Raw genomic sequence first — 26,104 nt, forward strand, 5'->3', positions numbered from 1 at the left:
AGACATCTTTGTAAAAGTGGCTCCTTTTTCTTTTTTCTATTAGCGTGTAACAACAGCTTCTTTTGACTCCACTAGCTCTTGTACTATTTTTAGACAATCATGAAATGTGGTAAAAGGTCTATATGGAACATGAAGCTCTTCACAGCGTTGGATAAGATGATCTCTAGCTAAAACAATATCTGCTAGTTTAGCTGCCTCAAAATCTGATAGAGAATCACCAATTACAATTTTATAATGATCCTCCTTGGCAACCTTCCGCATTACGCTTGGTTTACAGCAGCCGCATCCTTGTGTGTTGTATTTAGCGCATTCCTCATCGCAGCTATTTGGGTAGATCAATTCTATTTGTTTACCAGAGAAATCTGCTCTATTACAGTAAATGCCTGAAAAAGGACCAAATTTTTCAACTAAAGGCTCGATGAAAAAATCAACTCCGCCACTTACAATATAAAATGGAATATCGTTGTTTTGAGCATAGCGGGCAAAATCACCAAATCCCTCACGTATGACTGCCGACTCCATCAGGTATTGAATGACTTCATCTTTTTGATGAGTAGAAAGTAGGTGAAACATTGCTGATAGCCCATCTTTAAATGAAATGGTTTGTTCCATCATCGCTTGAGCAATTTTCTCAGATTCTTCTGGTACAAATTCAGTCATAAGTGAAAAGATGTTATCTGTTTCTGTTATCGTGCCATCGAAATCACAGAATATAATGGGTTTCAAAATAATTCCTCCTTAGGAAAGCGCGTATAAAAAGTTTAATTCTATACTTCTATAATATTAGTTTTATCCAATCTTGCTTTCAAGAAAAAACGCCTACTATTAAAGTAGACGTTTCACACATTCATTGACTTGTACACCATGTTCATCAGCATTTGTTAAAATAATTTGATGCTCTGGGAATTGCTTTTTCATTAATTCAACGAAGTCAGAGGCAATAGCAGAAGGAATAATAGAAATCATTGTTGGTCCAGCGCCACTTAGAGCAGTACCGTATGCACCGTTCGATTTTGCAGCCATACGAATTTCTTCATAAGCAGGAATTAGCTTTGCACGAAACGGTTCATGAAATAAATCTTCCTCCATATAACGCCCAGCACGTTCAAAATCTCGCGTCATTAAAGAAGCGGCTAACATATTTGCATTTGCTGAGGCATGAACAGCATAGGAACGGTTAAATTGCTCTGGTAAAACAGAACGGGATTCGCTTGTTTTTAATTCAACATCTGGTACATATACCACAAAGGAGGCATCGATATCATTGATGTGGAATGTATCGACTATGCCATTGTCATCCATCGAAGAAATCGTTAATCCTCCTAAAACTGAAGCAGTTGCGTTATCTGGATGTCCTTCAATTTGTGAAGATAGATTGAGTTTATCTTGAATTGTTAATTCCAGCTCGCAGACTTGGTTAGCAAGCTCAATACCTGCAACAATAACTGCTGCACTGCTGCCAAGTCCACGTGCCAATGGAAGTTCACTAGCCATCTCCACACGACAAGCCGGTAGCTGTTGACCATATAGATCTGCAGTTTTTTTAGCAATGACGTATAGTAAGTGTTCTTCAAGCTCAAACTCTTTAGGACCATTATCATCAAGATGAATAATTTCCCATTGTTCTTGCAAGGTAACAGAAAGCTGTAAGTAAAGAGACAAGCCAAGTCCTATTGAATCAAAGCCTGGACCTAAGTTGGCTGTGCTTCCAGGAACTGAGATTTGCCACATTTTACTCATAGTACACCCTCAATATATGCACGAATTTCTTCTTCATCGTTTTTAAGGGATACGACCTCTACAGTGGATACATTCATGGCTGTATCAGGATCTTTCAGGCCATTCCCTGTAAAGATTGTTACAACTTTGGCGCCTTGAGGGATTTTTCCATTTGCAACAGATTTCATAACACCAGCTAAAGAAGCAGCAGAGCCAGGCTCAACAAAAATGCCTTCTGTACTTGCGATTAATTTGTAGGCTGCTACAATTTCTTCATCTGTAACAGAATCAATGATACCACCAGATTCATCTCGAGCAGCTTCTGCCAATGTCCAGCTCGCAGGATTGCCAATACGAATGGCAGTTGCCACTGTCTCAGGATTAGCAATTGGCTCACCTTTAACGATTGCTGCAGCACCTTCAGCTTCAAAGCCATACATTTTTGGTAGACCACAATTTTTTGCAGCGTGATATTCTTTAAACCCTTTCCAATATGCAGTAATATTACCTGCGTTCCCAACTGGAATACACAAATAATCAGGTGCTGAACCTAAGGCATCTACGATTTCAAACGAAGCCGTTTTTTGACCTTCGATACGGTATGGGTTTACAGAGTTAACAAGTGCAACTGGTGTCGTTTCACTTACTTGGCGAACGATATTGAGTGCATCATCAAAGTTTCCATCAATTTCAATGATCTTTGCCCCATACATTGTTGCCTGTGCTAGCTTTCCAAGAGCAACTTTACCTTTTGGAATAACAACGATTGATTGGATGCCTGCACGAGTTGCATAGGCAGCCGCAGCAGCGGAAGTGTTTCCTGTAGAAGCGCAAATAACGCATTGACTTCCATCCTCGATAGCTTTTGCAACAGCAAATACCATTCCTCGGTCTTTAAATGAGCCAGTTGGATTTGCACCCTCAATTTTTCCGTAAAGCTCAATGCCTAGTTTCTTAGATAAATTCACTAAATGTATAAGAGGCGTATTGCCTTCGTTTAAAGTTAAAGCAGGTGTATTTTCAGTTACGGGTAAAAATTGTTTATATTCTTCAATAAGGCCTTTCCACATAACGTAACGATCTCCTTTTGTTCTTATAGAAAGAACAGTTGTTTTTGTATAAAAGACATTTTAACGCAAATAGCACTATTATTTCAATACCATTTCATTAATTGTCGAAACAATTCGGTAATTTGAATAGTACTTGTCACTTTCTTGAAACAACTGTATAGTAATCTTGTAATGTAAAGTCATGTGTAAAGACAGGTGGTTAGAATGACAATAAATACAGTAGTAACAAAGAAACCTCAGCAATCCATTTCCAGAAATAAGTTATTGGGTGTAGCGGGGGTTGGGTGGCTCTTCGATGCAATGGACGTTGGTATATTATCCTTTGTCATTGCAGCATTGGCCGCTGAGTGGGGACTATCACCAAGTCAATCTGGTTGGATTGGTAGTATAAATTCTATCGGGATGGCTGTAGGAGCTCTGTTTTTTGGTGTGTTTGCTGATAAAGTAGGTCGCAAGCAAATATTTATGTGGACACTTGTCCTTTTTTCTATTGCAAGTGGTTTATCCGCTTTTACAACAACATTAACTGCATTTTTAATTTTACGGTTTTTAGTAGGGATGGGGCTAGGAGGAGAATTGCCTGTAGCTTCAACACTTGTATCTGAAAGTGTGGCTGCCAAAGAAAGAGGTCGTGTGGTTGTATTACTTGAAAGCTTTTGGGCAGCAGGTTGGTTAATAGCGGCACTTATTTCGTATTTTGTTATTCCCACATGGGGATGGCGAGTAGCCCTTATACTAACAGCACTTCCAGCGTTTTATGCTATTTATCTTCGTTGGCATTTGCCAGATTCACCTCAATTTACGGTGAAGGAAGAAGCGAAAAAACGGAGCATTGGTCAAAATATGAAAGAGGTTTGGTCAAAAAAGTATGCTCGTTCTACATTTATGCTGTGGCTATTATGGTTTACGGTTGTATTTTCGTATTATGGCATGTTTTTATGGTTGCCAAGTGTGATGGTAGGGAAGGGCTTTGACATGATTACAAGCTTTAAATATGTTTTGATCATGACTTTAGCTCAATTACCAGGTTACTTTACAGCCGCTTGGTTTATAGAAAAGTTTGGGCGTAAGTTTGTCCTTGTTTCCTATCTAATTGGTACAGCAGCGAGTGCTTATATTTTTGGAAATGCAGATACTTTAGCCGTATTGTTAACTTCAGGGATGCTTTTATCTTTCTTTAACTTGGGGGCTTGGGGAGCATTATATGCTTATACACCCGAACAATATCCATCGGTTATACGTGGAACAGGTGCAGGTATGGCAGCAGCGGTTGGACGAATTGGTGGTATTTTTGGGCCGTTGCTCGTTGGGTTTTTATTAACGGCAGGCTATGATATAGGTTTTATCTTTGCCATTTTCTGTGGAGCGATTATTATCGGTGTTGTAGGGGTCATCTTCCTTGGTAAGGAAACGAAGCAGCTTGAATTAGAATAGTATGAAATGAATGTCCTGGATCAAAGAATTGATCTAGGACATTTTTGTCTGATTTCGCTTAAATAATACATAAAAATTAGCTTTTATTAATTTTTATTCGATTTTACTGATTTATTTGTTAAAATGACAAATCAATATAAAATGGTTAAAGAGTAAATCAAATTGTTTTATTAGCAGGTTAATGCGATGAAGATTTTTCAGAAAAGTCATTGTATTCAAATTGTAATCGTGATACTGTATTTTTAATCGAATTTTGAGTCAGTAGGAAACAATCTCCCGTTCGTGATAAGGTCATTGAAAGAAAGGTTGTTAGGAATGAGTATTCATGAAGATATAAAGAAAAGGTTTGTAAGGCTGTCAAAGGGCCAGCGTAAAGTAGCACAATTTGTAATGGATAATCCCACAACAGTAATTGCTAATGGAGCAGCAGAGGTTGGCAGATTGGCTAATGTAAGTGAATCAACCGTGATTCGATTTTGTTATGCTATGGATTTGTCAGGGTATGTAGAACTACAAGAGGAAGTTAGAGGCTTTATAATGTCTCAAGATGTAGGTGCAAATCTACAGCCTACATATACTGCTAAGAAGCTGACTAATTCTAGCTTTGGTAAGGTGATGCAACGAGATAGCCAAAATATTCAAGAAACAATTCATTTGATTAACGATCAGCAGATCCAAAAATGCTCAAAATGGATGCATGAAGCAGACAATATATATATTCTAGGTACTCGTCACAATGCATCTGTTGCAAATTGGCTATCTAATACATTGAAAACACTTCGTGCTAATATTAAGCAGCTTCGTTTAGACTCAGATGATTTAGTGAATCAAATAAACAGTATGGGCGAACATACGACTTTAATTGTACTATCTTTTGATAAACAGATTGTGGATATTAAAACGATTGTTGAAATTGCAAAGGTAAAGAAAGTGAAAATTATTGCCATTACAGGTTCTGCATTTTCGCCTATTCGAGAATATGCCAGTGCATTATTTACCCTCGGTACCAAGAATCATTCTTCTCTAGACATTGCCCCAGTCTTGATTTCATTTTTGCATGCGTTGATAGAGGAAATGATAAGCCAGGATAAAGACCACTATGATAAATATCAGCAATTGTATGAGCAAGTTGAAAGTAATGTATTATTCTTAGATGCTATTAGAGAAAAGCAGGTATTTTAATGTAACTACGTATAGATAGTTGTTGAAACACACTATCTATGCGTATTTTTTTGAAATTTTCTATATAAAAAGATGTCCAAATAGTATTTAGACATCTAGGAAAAGTGAATTATAGAATTTTACTCAAGCTATATTCATTAATATAAGTATCATTTAATTTAATGGCATTTTTTCGAATGCCCTCCTGATGAAATCCTAGCTTTGTAAAGAGGTGTAAAGCTACATTGTTATGCTCCATAACAGATAACTCTAAACGAGAAATATCATGTTGTTTAGACCAACTTTCAACAGCTTTCATCAGTGCGGAGCCAATACCTTTTTGCTGATACTCTTCTTTCACAGCTAAACGAATAGAGGCAACATGTCTAGCTTTTGATTGTTTATATCCATGAATAACCGCATAACCGGCAAAAATTCCGTTTAGTACACAAAGTAGTATAGTACGGTTTTTTAATTGCTTCCAATAGGTTAAATTTTTACGAAGTTGTTGGACAGTGAGATCTAGCTCGTTTTGAACATTATACATGAAGTCAGTTTCTTGAAAAATCTCCTCTTGCAAATGAATGAATGATCTAGCATCAGATGCTTCAATTCCTCGTATTATGTATGCAGATGAATTCTCCTCACTATTAGAAGTGTTGTTTTCGGTAGACTTCATTTGCGTACGTGAGAAAGATACACTAGAACCTAGTTTAACATCAATGACATAATAGCCTGCATTTGTCCATGATAAATAATGTGAGAGAGGGGGCTTAGTTTTTTTCCACCAGCTTTTATTTAAGTAGGCGGCGTTCGGTAATGCTTGTCCCATAATGTTTTCTAATTCACCAAAGGATAAAGTAATTTCTTGTTGTAAAGCTACATCAAAATAGTTAGCTAAAGGAATGTACTTTTTTTCTATCTTCTTCGTCATCGTAATCCCCATTTCCTGAATATCCAAAAATATAGACTACCTGATGATAGCATAAAATTATGATGACTTAAATATGAAAACCCAACTAAATATCTATATAAACTAATTATTTTATAAAAAAGAGGCATTTTTACTATTGAATGTTAAAAATAGGTTGGTAAAAATAGAGAATTTTATAGAAGTAATTAGACCTATTAAAAGTATACATAGCAACTTAAGCTAGTTATAATATAGATATCTTATTTGAAAAGTATGTATTTAGAGCGCTATCATTATATTTGCATAATACAGGTTAACCGCAATTAAGCCTGTATGTTATTTCGAGAGTGAAGGTCAATGGCAAATACGCTGAGGCGAAATTGTTCCAAAGTTTCACTTTATCACTTGTCAGGCTATAAGGTATGATAAAATAAAATATAAATGTAAGTGCCATTTTAGGAGGAATTAATTCAATGAGTAAAGTATTAGTTTTTGGACATAAAAACCCAGATACAGACACAATCACGTCTGCAATTGTATATGCCTATTTAAAACAGCAAATTGGTGAAGAAGCTGAGGCTGTACGTCTTGGAGATGTTAATAATGAAACTCAATTTGCATTAGATAAATTTGGCTTTGAAGCGCCTCGTTTAATCTCTTCTGTAGTTGGTGAAGCGGACAAAGTTATTCTAGTAGACCACAATGAATTCCAACAATCCGCTGACGGTATTGAGGAAGTGCAAATTGCAGAGGTAATTGATCACCACCGCATCGCCAACTTCCAAACAGCTGATCCACTATATTATCGTGCAGAACCAGTAGGCTGTACGGCTACTATTCTTAAGAAAATTTTTAGCGAAAACGGTTTAGATATTCCTGCGAACATTGCTGGTCTAATGTTATCTGCAATTGTTTCAGATACATTACTATTCAAATCACCGACTTGCACAGAGCAAGATGTAAAAGCTGGTGAAGAGCTAGCAAAAATTGCTGGTGTGGAAATTGCAGAGTATGGCTTAGCAATGCTAAAAGCAGGTGCTGATTTATCTGATAAATCATTAGAAGATTTATTATCATTAGATGCAAAAGAGTTCCAATTTGGTGAGTACAAATCTGTTGTAGCTCAAGTTAATGCAGTTGATGTTAATGATGTTCTTAATCGTCAAGAGGAGTTAGAAATCCTACTCAATAAAAATGTTGCAGAAAATGGCTTAGATCTATTCTTCTTCGTTGTGACTGACATTTTAAATAATGATTCAACAGCTGTTGCAATAGGGCAAGTAGCAGAAGCAGCAGCAAAAGGATTCGGTGCTGATCTTATCAATAACCGTGTTGTATTACCAGGTGTTGTTTCTCGTAAGAAACAAATTGTTCCAGTATTAACAGAAGCTCTAAAATAAAAAATACAAAAGAGGTTGTCTATTTAGACAGCCTCTTTTTTTAATCAAGTTTTAATGGCTGTACAGCAGGGCCTTCAAGCACCTCACCCTTAGCGTTAAAACGAGAACCATGGCAAGGACAATCCCATGTTTCATCAGCTTCATTCCATTTTGTTTTGCAGCCTAAATGAGTACAGGTTGGAGCAGTGGCATTCCTCATATACCCAGCTATATATTCCTTGGCAACAAAGCCTCCTACTTTCAGCATTTGCATGAATTGGGCACCGAATTTAGTACGTGATGGTGAATAAAGAGCGATAGCACCTTCTTCAATCTTTGAGCCTGTTAAAAGAGACGATAAGATATCACCTGCGACAAAGGAATTGGAGATTCCCCATTTTCGATAGCCAGTGGCAATTAATACGTTAGGTAAGGAGTTTGTAATTCTCCCAACATAAGGGACAATATCAGGTGTTTCTATATCCTGGGCTGACCATCGATAAAGTGGCTGTTGTTCAAAATGCTCCTTCATTTCATTGGAAATGGCCTCATAATATGGCTCAGTATGAACGGTTTCGCCAGCGATATGATTCGCCCCTCCTAAGACTAAATAATTTTCCTGATTGATCGTGGCAGTCCGTATCGAACGGGAAGGAAAATCAACTGATAAATATTGACCTTGCATAGTCTCAGAGGTTTTACTTGCAACCATATAGGAGCGACTATTGGATAATTTAAAAAGTTTAAGCCCTTTAAATGCTTCAATGGGATAATGTGAACATAAAATAAGTTTATTATATTGAACCGACATATTTTTTTCGGTATATAAGTTATTCTGTGGTATGTTTAATTGCTGAACACGGGTATTTGCATAAAGCTTTGCGCCCATCTTCTGCGCCTCTTTCGCAAGAAAATTACTTACTTCAACAGGATTTATTTGTGCTTGTTGTGTCATACATAAAGCTTTTGTAATAGGGAATGGGAGCTCTGTGTCAGAGGTAAGGTTAGACTTAATGTTTAAAACCTTATAGGCATTCCATTCTTTTAATAATTGTGCATAGCCTTCTTTTGTTTGACAGTATAACAGTGAATCCACCGAACGAACCCTGTCTGGTGGGAGTATTTGTCTAGCTTTATCAATGGCTTGTTGATTCAGTTGATAATAAAGCTGTGCCTCTTCCAAAGATAATTTTTCTAAAAGATTTGCATAGACAATGCTATGTTGGGCTGTTAATTTTCCTGTTGAATGCCCTGTCGTACCGTGACCAAAATGGGTATTTGCTTCGAGAAGAACTACATCCACACCTGCTTTTGCTAAAGTATAGGCAGTATATAAACCAGTTAAGCCACCACCGATTATACATACATCGCATGTTGTTGAGGAAGTAAGAGAAGATAAGGAGACAGACTCAGTTGTAGCAAGCCAAAGAGATTGTGTCATATAGAAACCTCACATTGTTTTTGTGTTCAGTATGTAGAAGAACTTGAAAATTTATGCAGTGAGGCATTAAAATTGCCTTGTGATTTCAACTATCGCTACAATGTAGCAAAAGGAGTGAGTATGAAATGAAAATTGAAATTTGGTCTGACTATGTATGCCCATTTTGTTATATTGGTAAAAAACAATTAGAGAAAGCGATTGAGGATACTGGCTATTCGGGGCAGGTGGAGCTTGTCTATAAAAGCTACCAACTAGATCCAACTACTCCAATAGATTCGCATAGTACTGTCTATGAATCATTGGCAAAGAAATATGGAATGTCCTTAGAGAAGGCAAAGGAAATGACAGTGGGTGTAACAGAGCGTGCGAAAGAAGTAGGGCTAAACTACGATTTTAGCAATTTGATGGAAGAGAATACGCTAAAAGCACATCGGCTTGTAAAATGGGCTGAACAACAGGGAGATGTTACAGCTCTAGTGGAGTCACTTTTAAACAGTCATTTTATTGAAGGAAAGCGTATCGGTCAAGATGATGTTTTATTAGAGATAGCTGAGAAAGTGGGCCTAGAGCGTGAAGAAGTTGCAAAGGTTCTTGCTGATGATGTTTATAAAAATGAGGTAGAAGCGGATATTCAAGAAGGTCTCCAGCTTGGTGTACGAGGGGTACCGTTCTTTGTCTTAAACCGTAAATATGGTATTTCAGGTGCACAACCGCAGGAGGTATTTGAGGATACATTGCGTAAAGTTGCTGAAGAAGAGGGCTTACAACCATCGCTAAAGATGGCTGGCACAGGTGATGCGGGTATTTGTACTGACGATAACTGTAAATTTTAGCTTACTAGAGAGAGGAGTAAGGCTTTCAACTCCTCTTGTTAGAATGGATGAAAGATAGAATATTTCAGTCAAAAGTCTGAGGCAAGTAGCATTGACATTTTAGATGAAATTTTTTAAGATAAACACATATCTTGAATTCGAGATATTAGATTTTGAAATTTAAGGGAGATTTTATATAATGAACGTTTTAGTAGTAAAAGCTAACAACCGTCCAGACGGTATTTCAACAAAAATGTATGATACTTTCATGGAAAATGTACAAGGTGCCAACGTAACAACTTTTGATGTATTTGCAGAAGATATGCCTTATTTTGGCCAAGATCTTTTCAATGCTTTTGGTAAAGTACAAAATGGTGGAGAGTTAACAGACATTGAATCACGTCTATTAGCTGCAAAACAAAAAGCAATGGATGTATTAACTGCTGCTGATTTAGTTGTATTTGCATTCCCACTATGGAACTTAACAATTCCAGCACCTTTACAAACATTTATTGACTATGTATACCAAGCAGGATTCACATTCAAATATGGCGAAAATGGTCAATTAATTAGCTTAATGACTGACAAAAAAGCGATTATTTTAAATGCTCGTGGTGGCTACTATTCATCACCTGAAGCTCAACCAATGGAAATGTCAGTAAACTACATTAAAAACGTAGTAGGTGGCGTATTCGGGATGGAAGTTATTGAAGAAGTGATTATTGAAGGTCACAATGCTTCACCAGATAAAGCGCAAGAAATTATTGCAAATGGCCTAGAAGAAGTGAAAAAGGTTGCTCAATCACTACAAACTGTGAATGCATAAAAATTATTTTTTATTAAAAGTCCTCTCAATTTTGGGAGGACTTTTTTTATTTTGTCAACAGATGTATGGTGTGGTATGGAGGTCGGACATATTGACAGTAACTAATTATTTTGAATTTACATTTACTAACATCCTATTTAATAGAAAAATAAAGAATGGTAGAAATCTGTGATTCGGAGGGAAAGTAATTAACCATTCTTTTAAAAATACATATAATTAGGACTATATATTCAGTAAAAATTAGAATGGTTTTAATATAATAGAATTTGTAGGAAAATACTAGATTATTAAGGAGGTTGTTGTATGAATAAGAAATTAATAACTAATTTCTTGGCGACGTTACTAGTCCTTTTCGCGTTTATACCATTTGGAATTTCTGCTGATGCTGCTTCCAATGATGTAACACGCGCAGATTATGTAAAAGAATTAGTAGAAAATTTAGATGTAGAGATGGGTGACGGCTCTTCGCTTGCCTTTAACGATGTCTCTAAGGATTTAGCACCTTATGTAGAAAAAGCTGTTCAATTAAAACTTATTAAAGGGAAAACAGCAACGACATTTGGCCCAGATGACAAATTAACACGTCAGCAAGCATTTGTTATCTCTGCTCGTGGACTTGTTAGTGAAAACGCTTCCCTCAAAGTTTTAGAGCAATTTAAGGATGCAGATCAAATTGCAACGGCATATAAACAAGATTTAGCGAATGCTGTTGCAGCAAACATTTTACAAGCATTTGAGGATAATACTATTCGTCCTCGTGACTATGTGACAAAGGAACAGATGGAGAGTATTGTGGAGCGCTTTGTAGCAGAATACAAAGCACCTTCAACTGGCGTATCAGTTGATCTTCAGATTTTAGGGACAACAGATATTCATACCAATTTAGCTAATTACAATTACTATTTAGATGCTCCATCATCAGAGCTTGGGTTAGCTAATACAGCAACACTAATTGAGCAAGCAAGAGCTAAAAATCCAAACACATTACTATTTGATAATGGTGATTTAATTCAAGGCACACCACTTGGCTCATATAAAGCATTAGAAAGTGTTTTAAAGCCAGGTGAAGTTCATCCAGCTATTGCTGCACTTAATGCATTGAAATACGATGGTGGAACTTTAGGGAATCATGAATTTAACTATGGTCTAGACTTTTTAGATGAAGTATTAAACGATGCAAAGTATCCAGTCGTAAATGCTAATACCTATGATGCAAAAACAAAAGAGCGTATGTTTACACCTTATGTCATTCTTGATAAAGAAGTGGTAGATAGTTCAGGCAAAAAACATACACTTAAAGTTGGTGTAACAGGGATTGTTCCAACGAAAATTGTTGAATGGGATGCCATTCATTTAGCAGGTAAAGTTGAAATGCAAGAGCCAGTCGAAGCTGTGAAAGAGGTAGTACCAGAAATGCAAAAGGCTGGAGCAGACGTGATTGTCGTTCTGTCACATTCAGGTATCGGTGAAGATACTTATGTGAAGGGTGCTGAAAATGTTGGTTACCAATTAGCAGAAATTGATGGTATTGATGCTTTAATTACAGGACACTCTCATTTAACATTCCCTGGTGACTATAAGGATTTGAAAGATGTTGACCAAGAAAAGGGTACAATTCATGGTGTTCCTACTGTTATGGCAGGTAGCTATGGTAGTCATCTTGGTGTAATTGATTTAAAACTAGAACAACAAGGATCTGAGTGGGTAGTGGTAGATGGTAAAGGTTCATTGCAATCGATCAAGCAAGAAGGTTTACAACCATCCACAACGGTTTTAGAGGCTATTAAAGAGGCACATGATGGCACATTAACGTATATCCGTCAGCCTGTTGGAGAAACAACTGCACCAATCCATAGTTATTTTTCAATGGTGCAAGATGATCCATCCATTCAAATCGTAACACAAGCTCAAAAATGGTTTATCGAACAAGAGCTAAAGGGTACGGCTGATGAAAAGACACCAATTCTTTCAGCAGGAGCACCTTTCAAAGCAGGATCACGTAATAATCCATTAGATTATACAAATATTCCTGTAGGACCGCTTGCTATTAAAAATATGGCCGACATTTATCATTATGACAATACTGTTGCTACGATTAAAGTGACAGGCGCACAAGCAATCGAGTGGTTAGAGATGGCTGCTGGTATTTTCGCAACAATTGATCCGACTAAAACAGAAGAGCAAAATATTATCGATGCAGAAGCACGTTCTTATAACTTTGATGTGTTAGATGGCTTAACATATCAAATTGATGTCACATCGCCAGCAAAATATGACCGCCGCGGTAATCTTACTGATGAAAAGGCAAATCGTATTAAGAATGTACAATATAATGGTAAACCAATCGATTTAAAACAAGAATTCATCATCATTACAAACAATTATCGTGTTGGTGGATCATATGGGGCGACATTTAAAAATGCAGAAGGCTCTAACATAACTAACTATGCTTATGAAAATCGACAAGCTGTTGTAGATTATATTATGGCGAATAAAACAATTAACCCAGCTGCGGATAATAACTGGTCATTTGTACCGTTCCCAGCCAATACAAAGGTTATCTACCTATCTGCAAAAGATGCACAAAAGTTCATACCAGCAGGTAGTGGTATTGAATATTTAGAAGATACAGAAGCTGGATTTGCTAAATATTTAATTAAATAAAAGAATAGGAAAAGGAGAGTAACGATAATCGCTACTCTCCTTTTTTATGTCTGTTGAATGAATGATACCGTGTACCTTGATAGGTTAAAATGCCAAGATCACCTTCTACAAGCTGACCATAATCGTAGCCATTCATCTTTAGTTCATGCCGTTCTCCGTTTTGCTCTTCAAACGTAACGTAGTAGGACGTAGATGCCCCAGTATTGTTAGATCCCCCACGTATATTCGTACGCTTTGTCACAACCTTAGCGGGTACCGTTAATATTGGTGAACGGTTGTTTTTAGACCAAGTGATAATACCGTTTACAATCATAAAGGCTATGCTCCCAAAAACAATAAAGAAGATGATGGTAATAAAAGCAGAGCCAAATAAAAAATCATTATCAAACCAAAACATAAATTCCTCCCTTTCTTTAAGGTAGAAACAATACTTAAAGAGGATTTAATTCAAGATCTACTATCACGTCTATTTCATCGCTAATCAATACACCACCTGTTTCTAAAAAGGTATTGTAGACTAGATTAAAATCACGACGATCAATTTGGGCTTTAGCTTGGAAGCCAAAAACTTCTTGTGCCCATGGATTCACACCTTTTCCTGTATATACTGTTGTAAATACGATAGGTCTTGTTATGTTTTTGATGGTTAAATCCCCATGAATAGCAAAATTTTTATCATCAAGTTTATCAATATATGTAGAGGTAAATACTATTTTTGGATAGACGTCTGCATCAAAAAAGTCAGGAGACACAAGGTGGACATCACGATCATGATTCTTGGTGGAGACACTAGCCACTGTAATCGTGATAGAAATGTTTGCATCCTGCATTTGTTCGATATTGGATGTAACTATTTCACCGCTGTACGATTCAAACGTACCATGAATACGAGAAATCATCATATGTCTTACGGAAAACCCGATCGTTGAATGACTGAAATCAATAGCATATTTTTTCATTTGAAAACCTCCTAAAACAGCATTCTACAACGAATGATAAAGTAAACAAATCGCATATTCAATGAGTTTTTTATAAATGTGGAAGTATTTCCCTCTATAAAAGTGTAATCTGTGAACATGAAACAGAACATATTTAAAATCGAATAGGCATATTATTGGAAATATGTGCATTTTATTAAGATAGCGTTTAGTCTAAGACATTTTATGTTCCCTTGTTAGATATGTCCAACATTGAAATTGTGAGTTACTATTTGTAATTAAATATATAAAAGTTAATAGATTATTTTACGTAAATAAGTTACTTCAAATTTACATTTAGTGCATTAATCGTTACAATAGTTACATAGAGGTGAAAAATTATGAATGAGACAACTTTGTGTCCTCGTTTAGCTAAAGCAATGGATTTAATCGGAAAACGATGGACAGGGTTAATATTATATCAATTACTAGATGGACCACAGCGCTTTAATGAAATCGAATCTGCACTACCTGTCAGTGGACGTTTATTATCAGAACGTTTAAAGGAGCTTGAAAAAGAGGGGCTTGTTGAACGTAAAGTATATTCAGAAGTACCGGTACGCGTTGAGTATTCATTAACAGATAAAGGTCAGGCACTTGAAGGTGCTATCCGCAATATCGAAACATGGGCAAGTAGTTGGCTCTAGGGTGAATGGATTATTTTACTAGATAATACAATGAAATAGTGTCCTAAAAACGACACTTGGAATGACTGTCAATTTTCTTTATAATATTCATCATCTCTGCACAGGTCTTACCTGTCTTTTAATATGAGATAAAAATACCCTTCATTTTACTTGTCAAATTGGGGTTGTAAATCCATACTGGTGTAGAGTAAGAAGGACGTTAGAAAGGAATTAGCTCTCATGACAAAAGAACAATGGGCGATGGATTTAGCAAAAAGTATTAATCCTGCCAATATTAAGTTAAATGAATCATTACAGCAATACACAATGACAAAATTAGGTGGCAAAGCAGATGTTTTTGTTCTTCCTGAAACAGAAGAAGAGGCGGCATCCGTTATTCGCTATGCATATATAAATAATATTCCTTTATTAATGTTAGGTAACGGATCTAATATGGTTGTTCGAGATGGCGGTCATAGAGGAATCGTTGTAACATTTTCACGCTTAGATGAGATTCGTATTACTGGTGAGCATGTGTATGCTCAAAGTGGTGCACTGATCAAAGATGTATCAAAGCTATCAGCGCAAGCATCCTTAACAGGTTTTGAATTTGCATGTGGTATTCCTGGATCAATTGGCGGAGCAATGGCTATGAACGCAGGTGCCTATGGCGGTGAGATTAAAGATATTATTGTTTCATCGAAGGTGTTAACAAAAGAAGGGGACATTTTAATACTAGGTAAAGAAGACCTTGAGCTAGGATACCGACAAAGCATTATTGCCAAAAAGGGTTATTATGTGCTGTCCTCTGAATTTCAATTAGCGGTTGGCGTACAGGAGGAAATTGATGCGAAGATAGCTGATTTAACCTTCCAACGTGAATCAAAACAGCCTTTAGAATATCCATCTGCTGGAAGTGTATTTAAACGCCCACCTGGTCATTTTGCTGGAAAACTTATTCAAGATAGTGGCCTACAAGGTAAAGGTGTTGGTGATGCTGAAGTCTCTACCAAGCATGCAGGATTTATTGTCAACAAAGGAAATGCTACTGCTTCAGACTATATTAAGACAATCCAAATGGTTCAACGTGTAGTGAAAGAAAAATTTGGCGTTGAATTAGAGACGGAAGTCAAAATTGTTGGTGACGATCTATAATAGGATGCCCTTCGCATAAGCCGAAGGGCGTTTTTTTAGGAGTGTGGATAAAATGAAATTTATATCATGGAATGTTAATGGGATACGAGCATGTCTAGGTAAAGGCTTTTTAGAGTTCTTTCATCAAATAGATGCAGATTTCTTTTGTATCCAAGAAACAAAATGTCAGGCTGGACAAGTTGAGCTCTCTATCGAAGGTTATGAGCAGTATTGGAATTACGCGCAGAAAAAAGGGTATTCTGGAACAGCAATTTTCACGAAACACACGCCATTGTCTGTTAAGTATGGGGTGGGCGCCGAAGATTCTCAGGATGAAGGCAGAATTATAACATTAGAATATAAGAATTTCTATTTAGTAAATGTTTATACTCCAAATGCACAGCGTGATTTAGCGCGGTTACCATTACGTTTACAATGGGAGGATCGTTTAGCTAGCTATTTACAAGAACTAAATAGTCAGAAGCCAGTGGTTTATTGTGGTGATCTAAATGTTGCACACACGGAAATTGATTTAAAAAATGCAAAATCTAATATTGGAAATTCGGGCTTTACATATGAAGAGAGAGCAAAATTTTCAGCGTTATTGGAAAGCGGTTTTGTAGATTCTTTTAGATACAAGCATCCCGAGGAAACTGACCACTACACATGGTGGTCCTATATGAATAAAGTGCGTGAACGTAATATTGGTTGGCGTATCGATTATTTTGTTGTATCCAATCAATTGAAGGAACAAATTGAAAGCGCAACAATTCACCCACACATTATGGGCAGTGATCATTGTCCAATTGAATTGCAATTACAATGCTAGTACTTAAATCGTATTTTCTAAATGGAAATACGATTTTTTGTATTTGTAACTTAATAAGGTGACTTTTAAAAATGTGAGATTTGGCAATGCCAGGGGGTACCTTCAAAGTGAGGAGTAGACGCTACAATCACATGGGAACTCGCCCTAAAGTAGGGAAGAACGCTCCAATCATGTGGGAATCCGCTTCCACCATATAAGTCCGCTCCACGAGAGAAGATAAAAGAAAATATACTCTATAGAATCATTATACCTCTATGAACATACGAATTTTTAACATTACTCAGTAGCCTTCATAATTCCTATTGATTATACTATTCTAATAGCGGATAAATATAAAATTTTGTATTTAGAGACAATTTTATATACATAAAATAAGAAATTTCGCTAAAAAATTTTGCGTTTCAAAGCGGGTTTGGGAAGGTAGTACGGGAATATAGTGCAAAAAGGGGGTTATTCAGTGGGGAAGAGAAAGTTTAATTGGAAAAAGTGGCTCATTGTCATAGCTGGGATAATAGCTGCTTTGGCTCTTGTGGCTTTTATTGGATTTACATGGTTTATGAATAAATCTAAGCCGGTGATTGATGGTGAATTAGCTGTTACTATTCTGGATCAGGATGTGACAGTCACGAGAGATGAAAAAGGGGTTCCGCATATTTTTGCCAAAACAGATGCTGATTTGTATCGTGCACAAGGTTATGTCCAAGCACAGGATAGACTATTTCAAATGGACTTAGCACGAAGGCAGGCAAGTGGTCGACTATCTGAAATTATTGGAGAAGCAACGATTAATACCGACAAACATTTCCGTACATTTAGCTTACGAGATGCTGCAGAGAAATCATTAGCTGCCTATGATGACGAAAGCAAACAAGTACTTGAATGGTATGCCGAAGGAGTAAATGCTTTTATTGCACAGGCAAAGGAAAGCAATACACTAAGCTATGAATTCGCTTTGTTAGGCTATGAACCTGAGGAGTGGACAGTTGTTGATTCCTTAACCATTGGAAAATATATGGCCTATGATCTGGGGGGAAATTGGAATACGTTAGCTTTTCGTCATTGGGCACTACAGAATTTTGATGAAGAAAAGGCAAAAGAATTATTTATTAAATATCCAGAAAATGCTTCGGCGATTATCGAGGCCAATATCCAAAATCCTGTAGCAGTAGCTGGGCAATTCAGTGCGGAAATGCTACCAAACGAATTTAACGGAAGTAATAACTGGGTAGTTTCAGGTGATAAAACGAAATCAGGAATGCCTATTTTAGCAGATGACCCACATTTAGGGTTAAGCACCCCTTCTATTTGGTATCAAATGCATCTGCAATCACCACAGCAAAACGTTAGTGGCGTTATCTTTGCAGGGATTCCAGGTATTATTTTAGGCCATAATGATGAAATTGCTTGGGGGGTAACCAATGTGGGTCCAGATGTACAGGATTTATATATTGAAATACCAAATCCAGATAATCCAACACAATTTCGATACGATGGAAAGTGGGAACAAGCAGAGGTGCGCGACGAATCAATTAAGGTAAAAGATGGAGAAACGGTAGATTTTGAAGTCGTTGTTACACGTCACGGCCCTATAATGACAGATTTAGCTTTTAAAGATACAGAGCCAACCGCACAATTTTCGATGCAGTGGACAGCACTACAACCGACAGCTGAACTAAGAGCAGTGCTTGGTTTTAATAAGGCAAAAACTTGGAGTGATTTCGAAAAAGCATTAGAAGACTTTAAAGCGCCAGCACAAAATTTTGTATTTGCATCAAAAGACGGTACGATTGCCTATAAAGCTAATGGTCAAATACCTATTCGTAAGCAAGGTGAGGGCCAATTACCAGTTCCAGGTGATTCGAGTGACTATGGCTGGGAGGGCTTTATCCCATGGGATGAATTACCAACTCTAGTAAATCCAAAAGAAGGTTTTATTGCAACGGCAAATAACCAAGTAATAGGAGAGGACTACCCTTATCACATAACTGATTTCTGGGCGCAACCTTATCGTTTCGAAAGAATTAAAGAAGTGTTAGAGGCAAATGATGCGATTACAGTAGAAGATATGATGGCTTTGCAAATGGATCAGCACAACCTCTATGCAAGAGAATTTCTGCCTGATTTATTAACATCTTTAAAAGAAAAAGATCAGGATGGGAAGTATGCCGAGATTATTGCCATGCTAGAGAAGTGGGATATGGTAGACGCAAAGGAATCAGGTGCACCACTTGTGTTCCATACATTAATGATTAAGCTACAGGAAGTTTTGTTTAAAGATCAAATGCCTGAAGATATGTATGGCATCATGTATGGGAAGTTTAATATTACAGACCAGCTCTTACGTACAGCCTATTCAGGAGAGAAAAGCATTTGGATTGAGGAGCAGGGTGGCATTGATGAAACCATATACAAGGCATTTGAGCTAACAATTGCACAATTAGAAGATCAATTCGGAAAAAATTCCTCGAAATGGCAATGGGGTGATTACCATCAGCTTACTTTTGACCATACACTAGGAAGTGCATCGCCTATTCTTGCAGCCTATTTTAATGCTAAAAAGGTTCCTATTGGTGGATCAAAAGTTACCGTACAAGCAGCAGATAATGATTTAGCTGGTAATGTAGATCACGGTGCATCTTGGCGTTTTGTGGTGGATGTAGGTGATTTAAGCTCAGCCTATCATATTGTTGGTCCTGGTCAAAGTGGTCATGTAAAATCTGATTGGTATCAAGATCAGGTGCTGGATTGGGCAAATGGTGATTACCATCAAACATTTATTAAACAGGAAGAGATAAAAGGGAAAACATTACAATTAATAGCGAAGTAATAAAAGAGTTAGCGTACAGAAAGTGCGCTAACTTTTTTATTTAAGGATATACATCCTAACATTCAAATATTCGTTTGAATATGATGGAATAATATGTTACATTGAATACAATCAAACGAATATTTGAATGAGGTGAGAAAAATGCCGAAAGAAATATGTGAGGTGACGCATGTACATGAAGAGGCAGTCACAAAGGTGAAACAACAAATGCCTGATTTATCAGGTGTAGCCAAATTTTTAAAAGCGTTAGCTGATGAAACTAGACTTAAAATTGCCTATGCTTTAACGGTGGAAGATGAACTATGTGTTTGTGATGTTGCAACTATTATTGGTTCTTCAGTTGCTACAGCATCCCATCATTTACGATATTTGAAAGATAATAATTTAGCGAGATCACACCGCAAAGGTAAGCAAATGTATTACTCTTTAGCGGATGAGCATGTATATCAAATTGTAACAATTGCCTACGAACATGCGAAAGAGGGGATTGCGAATGGCAACGACACCAATTAAACAAGAATACAGATTGCAAAATTTATCTTGCGCTAGTTGTGCTGCAAAGTTTGAGAAAAACGTAAAGGCTATACCAGAAGTACAGGATGCACAAGTGAACTTTGGTGCTTCTAAAATTACAGTAATCGGTGCTATTAGTGTAGACCAAATTGAAGAAGCAGGTGCCTTTGATGGCATTAGGGTTACACAATCGGCAGCAAAAGCACTTGAAAATACTACACCTTTTTATCGTAAAAAGGAAAACGTTTTAGCAGGAATTTCATTGCTTTTTGTCATTCTAGGTTATCTATTTGCGGGTATGAATGGGGAATCGAGCCCGCTACCGATTTCCATGTTCATTATAGCTATCCTTGTGGGTGGAGTGGGTATTTTTAAAATAGGCTTCCGTAATTTAGTTCGCTTTGAATTTGATATGAAGACGCTTATGACAATCGCCATCATTGGAGCTGCTATTATCGGTGAATGGGAAGAAGCGGCAGTTGTCGTATTTTTATTTGCTGTGAGTGAGGCACTTGAAGCGTATTCAATGGATAAGGCACGTCAATCTATTCGTCAATTAATGGATATTGCTCCACCAACAGCGATTATCAAAAGAGCCCACGGTGAACACTACCATGAGGTTGAGTTACCTACTGAGGATATAGAAATAGGAGATATTTTGATTGTAAAGCCTGGGCAAAAGATTGCGATGGATGGCATAGTCATTAGTGGGTTGTCTGCAGTCAATCAGGCAGCTATTACAGGTGAGTCGATTCCCGTAAATAAAACAGTAAATGATGAAGTATTTGCTGGGACTTTAAATGAAGAGGGTGCTCTTGAAGTACGTGTGACAAAGCGTGTAGAAGATACTACTATCGCTAAAATAATTCATCTAGTGGAAGAAGCACAAGCAGAAAAGGCACCTTCTCAGCAATTTGTAGATCGCTTTGCAAAGTATTATACACCAGCGATTATGGTTATTGCTTTTTTAGTAGCTGTAATTCCACCTTTAATAGTAGGTGATTGGCAGCATTGGATTTACCAAGGGCTAGCTGTTTTAGTAGTAGGATGTCCTTGCGCACTGGTCGTCTCTACGCCCGTCGCCATTGTTACAGCCATTGGTAATGCAGCAAGGCAAGGTGTACTGATCAAAGGTGGTGTTCATTTAGAGCAGCTAGGACATATTGAAGCTGTTGCCTTTGACAAAACAGGAACATTAACGAAGGGGCAGCCAGCAGTAACAGATATCGTAACGACTGAAAACTGGTCAGAGGACTATGTGTTACAACTAGTGGCAGCGGTAGAAAAACAGTCACAGCACCCTTTAGCTAAAGCAATTTTAAATAGATTACACGATAAAAAATTATCTGAGCTAATACCAACAAATTTCCAATCAGTAACAGGAAAAGGTGCCTATGCTACCGTTGATAATCAGATTATTTATGTAGGTAGCATGAAATGGGCTACTTCATTAACTTCTGTAGATCAAAACATAGAAAGTCAGGTTAAGAATCTGCAAGAACAGGGTAAAACAGTAGTAGCAGCTGTTTCGAATAATCAACTTATTGGACTGGTTGCAATTGCTGATCAATTACGTCATGAAAGCAAGGATGTATTGAACAAATTAAATGCCTTAAAAGTAAAGCATATGGTGATGTTAACAGGCGATGCAGAGCCTACTGCGCAAGCCATTGCTACTTCATTAAAGATGACAGATGTGCGCGCTGGCTTGTTACCAGAAGAAAAATTAAAGGCGATTAAGGATTTACGTAAACAATTTGGTGCTGTAGCAATGGTTGGAGATGGTGTAAACGATGCACCAGCATTGGCCACTGCAAATGTAGGAATTGCCATGGGTGGAGCAGGAACAGATGCAGCTCTTGAGACAGCAGATATTGCCTTAATGGGTGATGATTTAACAAAGCTTCCTTACACTATTGGATTGAGCAGAAAAACATTACGTATCATTAAAGAGAATATTATATTTGCCCTAGTTTTAAAATTAATTGCATTGCTACTTGTCATACCTGGTTGGTTAACATTATGGATAGCAATTTTTGCCGATATGGGTGCGACACTATTAGTTGTGTTTAATTCATTAAGACTAATTAGAGCAAAAAAGTAGTAAGTAAGGTGTAGAACAATCTGAAAAGGTAGGAAATTAATCTTGCTTTGACACAAGGGATTTTATGTGAATAGATGCTACTTGTGATTCTTGAAAAAGACTTTTTTTAAGGCTATTATAGTTTCAGGAGTAATGTAACAATTAAATATAAATGAGGCGAAAGTTTGAATATGTCAGATCCTATTTTAGTAAATGTTACAGAAGAAATTGTGCGTGGTTTAGTAAGCTTTTTACTACGAGGACCAGAATATCAAACATTTTGTAAATGCGAAATCTGTGAATTAGACACGGTGGCACTTACACTAAATGCATTGCCAAGTAAGTATGTTACATCTATGGAAGCTAGAGATGAGGCATTTAAAGAAATGAATACTCCTGGAAACATTGAGCGTATTAATAAAGAGATTATTCATGCGTTACATGTGGTAAATAAGTATCCTCGACACAAAATAGAGCCTACTTCTTAATAGAAGAGGCTCTATTTAAGTTGTATAGGAAGTGTTTTTCTAGGCAATGTATTTTCAGTTAACTTTTAAGCCAAGCTTGTAGTAAACTAGAGAGTAAGAAAAGGAAAGAGAGGGAAAAGGATATGCCAACACCTAGTATGGAGGACCATATCGAACAAATATATTTATTAATTGCCAACAAGGGATATGCGAGAGTGTCTGACATTGCTGAAGCATTATCTGTTCTTCCTTCTTCTGTTACAAAAATGGTTCAAAAATTAGATAAAGATGGTTATTTAGTTTATGAAAAGTACCGTGGACTGACATTGACGCCTAAAGGGGATAAGCTCGGAAAGCGTCTTGTGCAGCGTCATGAATTGCTCGAGCAGTTTTTACGAATGATTGGTGTGGATGAAGAACGTATTTATGATGATGTAGAGGGAATTGAACATCATTTAAGTTGGAATTCAATCGATCGTATTGCAGATCTTGTGCAAGTAATGGAAGAAAATCCAGACATCGTGAAAAAATTAGAGGCATCTAAGACACAGCACAATCTTTAAAATGATGGTGTGAAGGAAAGGGAGACAATATGAACGCATTAAAATCAGGTGAAGTCGTTACATTAACGGTATTAGAGCAACAAGCATCAAAATGGATTTTAACAAATGGAGTTGAAGAACTACCTTTAAATGCTTCAGAGGTAACAGAGCCACTAACAGTAGGTGACCGCCTTGAAGTATTTTTATTTGCAGACCGTCGTGGAGATTTGGCTGCAACAACGGCTATTCCAGCTTTTACACAAGGTGAATATGGCTGGGCACGTGTCTTGAAAGTAGTGGAACGTGAAGGTGCTTTTGTGGATATTGGTACATCTCGTGAAGTATTAGTAAGAGCAGAAGATTTACCTGCATTAAAAGAGGTATGGCCAGAACCAGGCGATCATTTATTTATGACACTACGTACAGATCGTAACGGTGATTTATTTGGTCGTTTAGCCACAGAGGAAAAAATTTCGGAGCTATATGAAGGTGCATTTGAAGATATGCACAATAAGAATATCCAAGCACGCCCATATCGTTTGTTACCGATCGGGACATTTTTGCTAGGTGTAGAGGTTCCTTACCGTATTTTTGTGCATGAGTCTGAGCGAAATAATGAGCCTCGATTAGGACAAGATGTAGTTGTACGTATTATTGATGTAAAAGACGATGGTTCCATGAATGGCTCACTTTTACCAAGAAAACATGAGCGTCTTTCAAATGATGCGCAACAAATATTAAAGTATATACAGGATGTGGGCGGTAAAATGCCATTTGGTGATAAATCGTCTCCTGAAGAGATTCAAGAAATGTTTAATATGAGTAAAGGGGCATTTAAACGTGCCTTAGGAACGTTAATGAAAGCTGGTAAAGTGAAACAACAGGACGGTTGGACTGAAGAAATTTAAAGGATGGTTTGTTTGACTAGCTAGCAAAACATTTACAACAGGAAAAGTGACGAGAGACATCCTTGAAACCTTCTCGTCTTTTTTTCGTACTAATTATTGTATAGTGGCATACATTATACTTGCTAATTATGAAGTTTTAGCGAAAGGGGTCACACGATTTGAAAAAAACATGGATTAAAATACTAACTGCTACAATGTTAGTATTTGGAGTGATGGCACCAGCAACAGGATTTGCATCTGACAATACGCCTCCAAAAGCAATTGATGAAAAACTAGGCGTACCGATCGTCGTGTATGGAGCAAATTTATCTGAGGCTGAAAAAGAGTCTGTAAAAAAATCATTAAAAGTAAGCGAAGAACCTGAAATTGAAGAAATTACTGTGTCTGGTGAGGATCTAGTAAAATACATTAAAGATAGTAATTCAAGCTCACGTATGTACTCTTCTGCAAAGATTACACGCAGAGAAGCAGGAGAGGGTCTAGTAATACAAATTGTCACACCATCAAATATAACGCAGGTAACTTCAGAGATGTATGCAAATGCGATGTTAACAGCAGGAATTCAGGATGCATCCGTACAAGTAGCTGCACCGAAAGCCGTTACAGGGCATTCAGCATTAGTAGGTATTTACAAGGCATATGAGGTCACTACAGGGGAAACACTGGATATTGATCGTACAGATGTAGCAAACGAAGAATTATCAGTAGCAACATCCATTGCAGAATCTGCAGGGGTAGACGATGCAAAGGTTGCGGAATTACTGACAGAAATTAAAAAGCAAATTGCAGAGTTAAAGCCAGCAACACGTGAAGATGTGGAGAAAATTGTAGAAGAGCAATTAAGTAAGCTTGAAATTAATTTAAGTGAAAAGGACCGTCAATTGCTAGTGGATCTAATGGATAAAATAAGCAAGTTGGACATTGATTTTAGTAAATGGTCTGATCAATTAAATGATATCAGTAATACAATCCAAGAAAAATTCGGCTCACTTATGGAAGATAAAGGTTTCTGGGAAAGCGTAAAAAGCTTTTTTGCTAATTTAAAAGATACTATTTCTTCATGGTTTAACTAAATTTATAGTTGATAGAAAGGAATCTGTTATACCTTCTCACTTTGCTAGAGAAGGTGTACAGATTTTTTTTGATTCAACAAGTGAAAGATTTTGAAGTGTGATGTTTTCGACATAGGAAAGCTAACCGAATATCTGGACATAGCTTCGCTGATTTGATAAAAGAAACGTACACAAATTTTGTGAAAATATAAAAAGCTATGGTACTATGAATAAAAGGAGTGGTGAGAAATGGAATTCCAATTACAACAATTAGCAGAAAATAAGTTTGCATTTTTGAATGAGCAAGCAGGGGAAAAACTAGCAGAAATTACTTGGCAGCAAAATGGCTCAGTAATGGTAATGGATCACACATATGTATCTGATAAGCTCCGTGGTCAAGGTGTGGCCAAACAATTACTCGATCAAGCAGCATCGTATGCACGCGAAAATGGTTATAAAATGAAGGCCGTTTGTTCCTATGTGGTGGCAGCATTTGAAAAGTCAGATGCATACAATGATGTAAAACAATAAAAAATAAGGCAATCTGCTTTTAATTAAGCGGATTGCCTTTTAATTGCTAGAGCAAATCATGTAAATAGCTCCTTATAATAGAATGACACTATAAATTAGTACTGTTAAGAAGCCAGCCCCGCCAATTAATGAAGCCATATCTATCCAATCATATGCTAAATCGAAATCTTTCATTTTAACCACTCTCCTATTTTAG

At 37.0% G+C, this 26,104-nt stretch carries 24 protein-coding genes; 17 read left to right on the forward strand and 7 right to left on the reverse strand.

All coding sequences use genetic code 11. From position 1 onward, the window contains the following. Positions 1-39: 39 nt before the first annotated feature. The 3 genes from AC1RFD_RS20640 to thrC all read right to left on the reverse strand — a co-directional run bounded on the left by AC1RFD_RS20640 (position 40) and on the right by thrC (position 2,789). The gene (locus tag AC1RFD_RS20640) at positions 40-726 is read right to left on the reverse strand and encodes an MtnX-like HAD-IB family phosphatase (RefSeq protein WP_048394218.1); all 687 of its coding nucleotides are present in this window, start codon (positions 724-726) and stop codon (positions 40-42) included. Between the two features lie 99 nt (positions 727-825). Next, positions 826-1,740 carry a homoserine kinase gene (gene thrB / locus AC1RFD_RS20645; RefSeq protein ID WP_288585270.1) on the reverse strand — a complete coding sequence of 305 codons (915 nt, stop codon included), beginning with the start codon at positions 1,738-1,740 and terminating at the stop codon, positions 826-828. Then, positions 1,737-2,789: a threonine synthase gene (gene thrC, locus AC1RFD_RS20650; RefSeq protein WP_004231969.1), complete on the reverse strand. Its 1,053-nt coding sequence runs from the start codon at positions 2,787-2,789 to the stop codon at positions 1,737-1,739. Before thrC ends, thrB begins: the two co-directional genes overlap by 4 nt. A 204-nt stretch (positions 2,790-2,993) precedes the next feature. Between thrC and AC1RFD_RS20655 the strand changes: the two genes are divergently transcribed. Then, positions 2,994-4,223: an MFS transporter gene (locus AC1RFD_RS20655; RefSeq protein ID WP_115673157.1), complete on the forward strand. Its 1,230-nt coding sequence runs from the start codon at positions 2,994-2,996 to the stop codon at positions 4,221-4,223. A gap of 315 nt (positions 4,224-4,538) precedes the next feature. Then, positions 4,539-5,405, forward strand: a complete 867-nt coding sequence (locus tag AC1RFD_RS20660; protein ID WP_066038016.1) for a MurR/RpiR family transcriptional regulator — start codon at positions 4,539-4,541, stop codon at positions 5,403-5,405. Between the two features lie 109 nt (positions 5,406-5,514). On the opposite strand, the gene AC1RFD_RS20665 is transcribed toward AC1RFD_RS20660, so the two are convergent. Next, the gene (locus AC1RFD_RS20665; RefSeq protein ID WP_048394306.1) at positions 5,515-6,318 is read right to left on the reverse strand and encodes a GNAT family N-acetyltransferase; all 804 of its coding nucleotides are present in this window, start codon (positions 6,316-6,318) and stop codon (positions 5,515-5,517) included. Positions 6,319-6,770: 452 nt separating this feature from the next. Here AC1RFD_RS20665 and AC1RFD_RS20670 point away from each other — a divergent pair, with 452 nt between their 5' ends. Beyond that, a complete protein-coding gene (locus AC1RFD_RS20670; protein ID WP_054549605.1) occupies positions 6,771-7,697 on the forward strand; it encodes a manganese-dependent inorganic pyrophosphatase in 927 nt (308 codons plus the stop codon). 40 nt (positions 7,698-7,737) lie between these two features. On the opposite strand, the gene AC1RFD_RS20675 is transcribed toward AC1RFD_RS20670, so the two are convergent. Further along, positions 7,738-9,117, reverse strand: a complete 1,380-nt coding sequence (locus AC1RFD_RS20675) for an FAD-dependent oxidoreductase (protein WP_066038018.1) — start codon at positions 9,115-9,117, stop codon at positions 7,738-7,740. Positions 9,118-9,242: 125 nt separating this feature from the next. On the opposite strand from AC1RFD_RS20675, the gene AC1RFD_RS20680 reads away from it, so the two are divergent. The 3 genes from AC1RFD_RS20680 (at position 9,243) to AC1RFD_RS20690 (ending at position 13,419) form a co-directional block, all read left to right on the forward strand. Then, positions 9,243-9,950, forward strand: a complete 708-nt coding sequence (locus AC1RFD_RS20680) for a DsbA family oxidoreductase (RefSeq protein ID WP_115673159.1) — start codon at positions 9,243-9,245, stop codon at positions 9,948-9,950. A gap of 178 nt (positions 9,951-10,128) precedes the next feature. Continuing rightward, a complete protein-coding gene (locus AC1RFD_RS20685; protein ID WP_492475231.1) occupies positions 10,129-10,755 on the forward strand; it encodes an FMN-dependent NADH-azoreductase in 627 nt (208 codons plus the stop codon). Positions 10,756-11,058: 303 nt separating this feature from the next. After that, on the forward strand, positions 11,059-13,419 hold the full coding sequence (locus AC1RFD_RS20690) for a bifunctional 2',3'-cyclic-nucleotide 2'-phosphodiesterase/3'-nucleotidase (protein ID WP_112116763.1): 2,361 nt from the start codon (positions 11,059-11,061) through the stop codon (positions 13,417-13,419). Between the two features lie 31 nt (positions 13,420-13,450). Here AC1RFD_RS20690 and AC1RFD_RS20695 read toward each other — a convergent pair whose 3' ends face one another. Further along, positions 13,451-13,816: a DUF2500 domain-containing protein gene (locus tag AC1RFD_RS20695; protein ID WP_004231978.1), complete on the reverse strand. Its 366-nt coding sequence runs from the start codon at positions 13,814-13,816 to the stop codon at positions 13,451-13,453. 34 nt (positions 13,817-13,850) lie between these two features. Further along, positions 13,851-14,378, reverse strand: coding sequence for a YceI family protein (locus AC1RFD_RS20700; RefSeq protein ID WP_048394236.1), 528 nt, complete (start codon positions 14,376-14,378; stop codon positions 13,851-13,853). A gap of 359 nt (positions 14,379-14,737) precedes the next feature. Between AC1RFD_RS20700 and AC1RFD_RS20705 the strand changes: the two genes are divergently transcribed. From AC1RFD_RS20705 to AC1RFD_RS20755, 11 genes are all read left to right on the forward strand, one after another. Continuing rightward, positions 14,738-15,043, forward strand: a complete 306-nt coding sequence (locus tag AC1RFD_RS20705; RefSeq protein ID WP_004231981.1) for a winged helix-turn-helix transcriptional regulator — start codon at positions 14,738-14,740, stop codon at positions 15,041-15,043. A gap of 219 nt (positions 15,044-15,262) precedes the next feature. After that, positions 15,263-16,177 (forward strand): UDP-N-acetylmuramate dehydrogenase, encoded by a 915-nt coding sequence (gene murB / locus AC1RFD_RS20710; protein ID WP_048394238.1) that lies wholly within the window; start codon positions 15,263-15,265, stop codon positions 16,175-16,177. A gap of 52 nt (positions 16,178-16,229) precedes the next feature. Further along, positions 16,230-16,985 carry an exodeoxyribonuclease III gene (locus AC1RFD_RS20715; protein ID WP_048394240.1) on the forward strand — a complete coding sequence of 252 codons (756 nt, stop codon included), beginning with the start codon at positions 16,230-16,232 and terminating at the stop codon, positions 16,983-16,985. 457 nt (positions 16,986-17,442) lie between these two features. After that, positions 17,443-19,812 (forward strand): penicillin acylase family protein, encoded by a 2,370-nt coding sequence (locus AC1RFD_RS20720; protein WP_492475232.1) that lies wholly within the window; start codon positions 17,443-17,445, stop codon positions 19,810-19,812. Between the two features lie 141 nt (positions 19,813-19,953). After that, entirely contained in the window at positions 19,954-20,325 is a 372-nt protein-coding gene (locus tag AC1RFD_RS20725; RefSeq protein ID WP_048394243.1) for an ArsR/SmtB family transcription factor, read from the forward strand. Then, on the forward strand, positions 20,306-22,429 hold the full coding sequence (locus AC1RFD_RS20730) for a heavy metal translocating P-type ATPase (RefSeq protein WP_403020440.1): 2,124 nt from the start codon (positions 20,306-20,308) through the stop codon (positions 22,427-22,429). The genes AC1RFD_RS20725 and AC1RFD_RS20730 overlap by 20 nt, the downstream gene beginning before the upstream one ends. Positions 22,430-22,599: 170 nt before the next feature. Then, complete coding sequence (locus AC1RFD_RS20735) at positions 22,600-22,896, forward strand: late competence development ComFB family protein (protein WP_369700627.1); 297 nt, start codon at positions 22,600-22,602, stop codon at positions 22,894-22,896. 122 nt (positions 22,897-23,018) lie between these two features. Then, the gene (gene mntR, locus AC1RFD_RS20740) at positions 23,019-23,438 is read left to right on the forward strand and encodes a transcriptional regulator MntR (protein WP_004231993.1); all 420 of its coding nucleotides are present in this window, start codon (positions 23,019-23,021) and stop codon (positions 23,436-23,438) included. A gap of 29 nt (positions 23,439-23,467) precedes the next feature. Further along, positions 23,468-24,325, forward strand: a complete 858-nt coding sequence (locus tag AC1RFD_RS20745) for a CvfB family protein (RefSeq protein WP_048394250.1) — start codon at positions 23,468-23,470, stop codon at positions 24,323-24,325. Positions 24,326-24,483: 158 nt separating this feature from the next. Next, complete coding sequence (locus AC1RFD_RS20750) at positions 24,484-25,398, forward strand: DUF1002 domain-containing protein (RefSeq protein ID WP_048394252.1); 915 nt, start codon at positions 24,484-24,486, stop codon at positions 25,396-25,398. A gap of 228 nt (positions 25,399-25,626) precedes the next feature. Continuing rightward, positions 25,627-25,908: a GNAT family N-acetyltransferase gene (locus AC1RFD_RS20755; RefSeq protein WP_009370656.1), complete on the forward strand. Its 282-nt coding sequence runs from the start codon at positions 25,627-25,629 to the stop codon at positions 25,906-25,908. Positions 25,909-26,104: the final 196 nt, after the last annotated feature.

Source organism: Lysinibacillus sp. GW823-FHT02G10 (genome assembly GCF_058797135.1).

Coding starts and splice junctions, on each gene's coding strand:
- thrB (WP_288585270.1), bottom strand. CDS start 1,740: ATGAGTAAAATGTGGCAAATCTCAGTTCCTGGAAGCACAGCCAACTTA.
- thrC (WP_004231969.1), bottom strand. CDS start 2,789: ATGTGGAAAGGCCTTATTGAAGAATATAAACAATTTTTACCCGTAACT.
- AC1RFD_RS20655 (WP_115673157.1), top strand. CDS start 2,994: ATGACAATAAATACAGTAGTAACAAAGAAACCTCAGCAATCCATTTCC.
- AC1RFD_RS20660 (WP_066038016.1), top strand. CDS start 4,539: ATGAGTATTCATGAAGATATAAAGAAAAGGTTTGTAAGGCTGTCAAAG.
- AC1RFD_RS20665 (WP_048394306.1), bottom strand. CDS start 6,318: ATGACGAAGAAGATAGAAAAAAAGTACATTCCTTTAGCTAACTATTTT.
- AC1RFD_RS20670 (WP_054549605.1), top strand. CDS start 6,771: ATGAGTAAAGTATTAGTTTTTGGACATAAAAACCCAGATACAGACACA.
- AC1RFD_RS20675 (WP_066038018.1), bottom strand. CDS start 9,117: ATGACACAATCTCTTTGGCTTGCTACAACTGAGTCTGTCTCCTTATCT.
- AC1RFD_RS20680 (WP_115673159.1), top strand. CDS start 9,243: ATGAAAATTGAAATTTGGTCTGACTATGTATGCCCATTTTGTTATATT.
- AC1RFD_RS20685 (WP_492475231.1), top strand. CDS start 10,129: ATGAACGTTTTAGTAGTAAAAGCTAACAACCGTCCAGACGGTATTTCA.
- AC1RFD_RS20690 (WP_112116763.1), top strand. CDS start 11,059: ATGAATAAGAAATTAATAACTAATTTCTTGGCGACGTTACTAGTCCTT.
- AC1RFD_RS20695 (WP_004231978.1), bottom strand. CDS start 13,816: ATGTTTTGGTTTGATAATGATTTTTTATTTGGCTCTGCTTTTATTACC.
- AC1RFD_RS20700 (WP_048394236.1), bottom strand. CDS start 14,378: ATGAAAAAATATGCTATTGATTTCAGTCATTCAACGATCGGGTTTTCC.
- AC1RFD_RS20705 (WP_004231981.1), top strand. CDS start 14,738: ATGAATGAGACAACTTTGTGTCCTCGTTTAGCTAAAGCAATGGATTTA.
- murB (WP_048394238.1), top strand. CDS start 15,263: ATGACAAAAGAACAATGGGCGATGGATTTAGCAAAAAGTATTAATCCT.
- AC1RFD_RS20715 (WP_048394240.1), top strand. CDS start 16,230: ATGAAATTTATATCATGGAATGTTAATGGGATACGAGCATGTCTAGGT.
- AC1RFD_RS20725 (WP_048394243.1), top strand. CDS start 19,954: ATGCCGAAAGAAATATGTGAGGTGACGCATGTACATGAAGAGGCAGTC.
- AC1RFD_RS20730 (WP_403020440.1), top strand. CDS start 20,306: ATGGCAACGACACCAATTAAACAAGAATACAGATTGCAAAATTTATCT.
- AC1RFD_RS20735 (WP_369700627.1), top strand. CDS start 22,600: ATGTCAGATCCTATTTTAGTAAATGTTACAGAAGAAATTGTGCGTGGT.
- mntR (WP_004231993.1), top strand. CDS start 23,019: ATGCCAACACCTAGTATGGAGGACCATATCGAACAAATATATTTATTA.
- AC1RFD_RS20745 (WP_048394250.1), top strand. CDS start 23,468: ATGAACGCATTAAAATCAGGTGAAGTCGTTACATTAACGGTATTAGAG.
- AC1RFD_RS20755 (WP_009370656.1), top strand. CDS start 25,627: ATGGAATTCCAATTACAACAATTAGCAGAAAATAAGTTTGCATTTTTG.